Source organism: Streptomyces sp. NRRL S-495 (genome assembly GCF_000966955.1).
GTDB classification, from domain to species: domain Bacteria; phylum Actinomycetota; class Actinomycetes; order Streptomycetales; family Streptomycetaceae; genus Kitasatospora; species Kitasatospora purpeofusca.
In genome coordinates, this window is the sequence record NZ_JZWY01000209.1 from 1 (window position 1) to 4,073 (window position 4,073).

4 protein-coding genes and 1 pseudogene are annotated in these 4,073 nt (G+C 73.1%); 2 read left to right on the top strand and 3 right to left on the bottom strand.

The window, feature by feature from the left end; all coding sequences use genetic code 11:
• Together VR45_RS13120 and ligD are read right to left on the bottom strand one after the other, a co-directional pair.
• Nucleotides 1-356, bottom strand: a pseudogene (locus tag VR45_RS13120) (GNAT family N-acetyltransferase); the annotation flags it as partial.
• Nucleotides 357-407: 51 nt separating this feature from the next.
• Nucleotides 408-1,406: a non-homologous end-joining DNA ligase gene (gene ligD, locus VR45_RS13125; protein ID WP_045939903.1), complete on the bottom strand. Its 999-nt coding sequence runs from the start codon at nucleotides 1,404-1,406 to the stop codon at nucleotides 408-410.
• Nucleotides 1,407-1,583: 177 nt separating this feature from the next.
• On the opposite strand from ligD, the gene VR45_RS13130 reads away from it, so the two are divergent.
• On the top strand, nucleotides 1,584-2,645 hold the full coding sequence (locus VR45_RS13130) for an ATP-dependent DNA ligase (RefSeq protein ID WP_045939904.1): 1,062 nt from the start codon (nucleotides 1,584-1,586) through the stop codon (nucleotides 2,643-2,645).
• A gap of 106 nt (nucleotides 2,646-2,751) precedes the next feature.
• Here VR45_RS13130 and VR45_RS13135 read toward each other — a convergent pair whose 3' ends face one another.
• Nucleotides 2,752-3,816, bottom strand: a complete 1,065-nt coding sequence (locus VR45_RS13135; RefSeq protein ID WP_353612687.1) for a serine hydrolase domain-containing protein — start codon at nucleotides 3,814-3,816, stop codon at nucleotides 2,752-2,754.
• Between VR45_RS13135 and VR45_RS50545 the strand changes: the two genes are divergently transcribed.
• Nucleotides 3,797-4,073 (top strand): hypothetical protein (locus VR45_RS50545; RefSeq protein ID WP_353612688.1); only part of this gene is annotated, 277 nt, incomplete at its 3' end. The genes VR45_RS13135 and VR45_RS50545 overlap by 20 nt on opposite strands.

Consider the following 4,073-nt stretch of genomic DNA (forward strand, 5'->3'; position numbering starts at 1 on the left):
ACCCGGGGGTGATCCAGGTCCGCGACCGGGGCGAGCGGCACCGGCGGCCCGCCGGGCAGGCGGTCGGCCACCGTCAGGAGGTCGATGTTGCCGTTCTCCCGGCCGGTGCGGCGGGCGAACGCGGTCAGGAACGGCGGGCACAGCGGCGCGGCCAGCGGGTCGCTCGGCGTGGCCGCCAGCGTCGCCCGCACCCAGTCCGGGTCCTCGTCGGTGAACACCACCGCGTGCGCGGAGAAGGACAGCACCCCCGCCTCGCGCGGCGACGGCTGCGGCACCACCGTCACCGAACCGTCCGACGGCGGGAACACCCCGGCCCCCGCGTCCGCCAGAATCTCCCGCAGCCCCCGTGCAGCCATCGTTCCCCGCCCCTTGGTGATCTTCGTGGGCGATCAGCCTACGTGATCACGTCAGGTCTTCTTCCGTGCCCTGCTCGGCTGCACCCGGGTCGGCTCGCCCGCCGCCTTCGGATGGTCCGGCGGATACGGCAGCTCGCCGTGCGCACCGTCCGCGACCTGCCGCTCGTACAGCTCCAGCAGCGACTCCAGCCGGAACGCCTCACCCTGCATCCCCGCGTGCGGATCGCCCACCTCCGCGAACCGGACCGGCACCGTCCGCAGGTCGAAGTCCTCCGGCAGCGCGTCGTCCAGCTCCTCCCACAGCAGCGGCGTCGACGCCGTCGCCCGGGGCCGGGCCCGCAGCGAATAGGCGGAGGCGATCGTCCGGTCCCGCGCCATCTGGTTGTAGTCGACGAAGATCCGCTCCCCACGCTCCTCCTTCCACCACGCCGTGGTCACCCGCCCCGGCAGCCGCCGCTCCAGCTCCCGGCCCAGCGCGATCACCGCGTGTCGCCCGTCGGTGAACGTCCACTCCGGTACCAGCGGCACGTACACGTGCACCCCGCGCCCGCCCGAGGTCTTCGGCCACCCCCGCAGCCCGTGCTCCTCCAGGACGGCCCGCAGCTCGTGCGCGACCCGCACCGAGTCCCGGAAGTCCGTGCCAGGCTGCGGGTCCAGGTCGATCCGCAGCTCGTCCACGTGGTCGGTGTCCGAGCGGCGCACCGGCCACGGGTGGAAGGTCAGACAGCCGAGGTTCGCCGCCCACAGCACCGCCGCCGGCTCGGCCGGACAGATCTCGTCCGCCGAGCGCCCGCTCGGGAAGGCGATCCGCGCGGTCGGCAACCAGTCGGGCAGGCCCTTCGGCGCCCGCTTCTGGTAGAAGAACTCGCCCTCCACCCCGTCCGGGAACCGCTGCAGCGTGGTCGGCCGGTCCCGCAGCCCGCGCAGCACCCCGTCCGCGACCGCCAGGTAGTACTCGGCGACGTCCAGCTTGGTGAAGCCGCGCTCCGGGAAGTACACCTTGTCGGGGTTCGACAGCCGGACGGTGCGCCCGGCGACATCCAGTTCCACGGCAGAGCCCATGCCACTCACGCTAAGCGCGCGCCGCCCGCCGCGCCTGTCCTGACCTGGGCGGCCGTGGCGGCCGTGGCGACCCGGGGGGCCGTGGTGCCCGCGCGCCGGGCCCGCGTGCCGCCGGCCCCGCGTGCCGCCGCGCGTCCGGACCGCGACGGCGCGAGGATCGGAAGCATGGACCTGCCCGTGATGCCGCCCGTCGCCCCGATGCTCGCCAAGTCCGTCGCCAAGATCCCGCCCGGCATGCAGTACGAGGCCAAATGGGACGGCTTCCGCGCCATCGTCTTCCGCGACGGCGACGAGATCGAGATCGGCAGCCGCACCGGCAAACCCCTCACCCGCTACTTCCCCGAACTCGTCACGGCCCTGCGCCGCGAAACACCCCCGCGCTGCGTCCTCGACGGCGAAGTGGTCATCGCCCGCGACGGCCGGCTGCGGTTCGAGGAACTCCTCGAACGCATCCACCCCGCCGCCAGCCGGGTCGAACTGCTCGCCGAACGCACCCCCGCCTCCTTCGTCGCCTTCGACCTGCTCGCCCTCGGCGACAAGTCCCTGCTCGACCAGCCGCTCGCGGCCCGCCGCGCCGCCCTCGAAACGGCCCTCGCCGACGCCGCCGACCCCGTCTTCACCGCCCCCGCCGCGACCGACCGCGACCTCGCCGAAACCTGGTTCGCCCAGTACGAGGGCGCAGGACTGGACGGCATCGTCGCCAAACCGCTCGACCAGCCCTACCGGCCCGGCGAACGCGCCATGTACAAGATCAAGCACGAGCGCACCGCCGACTGCGTGGTCGCCGGCTACCGCGAGCACAAGAGCGGACCCGTCGTCGGCTCCCTGCTGCTCGGGATCAACGACGCCGAGGGCCGCCTCCAGCACGTCGGCGTCTGCGCCGCCTTCACCATGGCCCGCCGACACGAACTCGCCGAGGAACTCGCGCCGTTGCGCACCACCGACCTCGCCGGCCACCCCTGGGGGGCCTGGGCCGACGAGGCCGCCCACGCCGACGCCAGACTCCCCGGGGCGCAGAGCCGCTGGACCGGGAAGAAGGACCTCTCCTGGGTGCCGCTGCGCCCCGAACGCGTCGTCGAGGTCGCCTACGACCACATGGAGGGCACCCGCTTCCGGCACACCGCGCAGTTCCGCCGCTGGCGTCCGGACCGCACACCGGAGAGCTGCACCTACGAGCAGCTGGAGGAGCCGGTCTCCTACGACCTGGCGCAGGTGCTCGGAGGCTGACCGCCGCCCCCGAGCACCCGCGCCGTCCCGCCCGGGCACGCGGACCCGGTCCCGTGGGACCCGCTCACGCGCGTCCGGTCACGCGGGCCCGGTCACGCGCGTCCGGTCACGCCGCCGACGGCACCGGCGGCGTCACCGAGGTCGACACCGACGCGTCGCCCGTCGCCGAAGGCTCTTCCCCGCCCGCCGGGGCCGACGGCAGGTCGTAGACGTTCCCGGGCGAGACGACCTCCGTGATCGCCTTCGCGAACAGCGTCGACGGCGCCGAACCCTTGTAGGTGATGTCGGTGTTCAGCAGCACCACCAACGAGGCCTGCGCGGACGGCAGATACACCGCAACCGTCTGGTACCCCGGCAGCGAGCCGTTGTGCCCGATCCACCCGTGGTTGTAGAACACCCCCAGCCCGTACCAGGAGTCCGGCACCGCCGAGGGCTGCGGCTGGAGCCGCTGCGCCTGCGTCTGCGGGGTCAGCAGCGTGCCGGTGGCCAGCACCTTGGCCCACTTCTTCATGTCCGCCTGGTCCGAGATCATCGCCCCCGCCGCCCAACCCCAGGACGGGTTCCAGTCGGTGGCGTCCGCGATCGTCCCGTCCGCCGTCTGGTTGGTGTACCCGCGGGCGTGCGGCTGCGGGAACGCGTTCGTCGTCGGGAACACCGTCCGGCCCAGGTCCGCAGGGTCGAACACCTCCTTCTTCAGGAAGTCCCCGAGCGGCCGCCCGCCCAGCTTCTCGATCACCTTCCCGATCAGCACCGTATTGGTGTTGGAGTAGTCGAACCCCGTCCCCGGCGCGAAGTTCACCGGGTGCTTGAACGCGTACGCGAGCAACTGGTCCGGTGTGAAGGAGCGTTGCGGATCCGCCTGGAGCGCCGCCACGAAGTCCTCGTCCTGGGTGTACGAGAACAGGCCGCTGCGCATGTCGGCCAGCTGGCGCAGGGTGATCGTGTCACCGTTCGGCACACCCGACACGTACTTGCCGATCGGGTCGTCCAGCCCCGCCTTGCCCTGGTCCACCAGCCGCAGCAGACCGGTGACGGTGAAGGTCTTCGTCTCGCTGCCGATCCGCATGTTGAGCCCGGTCACCATCGCCGTGCCCGAGACCTTGTCGGAGACGCCGAAAGCCTTCAGGTACTCGCCCTGCGGCGTCGACAGGTTGACGATCACCCCCGGCACCGAGGCCTCCGTCAGCACCCGCTGCACCGCGGTGTCCAGCCGGGCCGTCACGTCCGGCGTCAGCGGCAGCGAGGTCGGGCCCGCCGAGGTGCCCGAGGGCGCGGTGGGGGTGGTCGGCGAGGGGCTGAGCAGGGTCGCGCTCGCGCTCGGGCCCGAAGCCGAGGCCGAGGGGCTGAGCGCCGCCGGGACGGCCGTCCCCGCCCCGGCCTCCGGCGAGCCGCTGGACGCGCCGCCCGAACACCCGGCGGAGGCCAGCA

What these genes read in the sequence shown, in the direction of transcription:
- VR45_RS13130 (WP_045939904.1), top strand. Translation starts at nt 1,584, where the DNA reads ATGGACCTGCCCGTGATGCCGCCCGTCGCCCCGATGCTCGCCAAGTCC.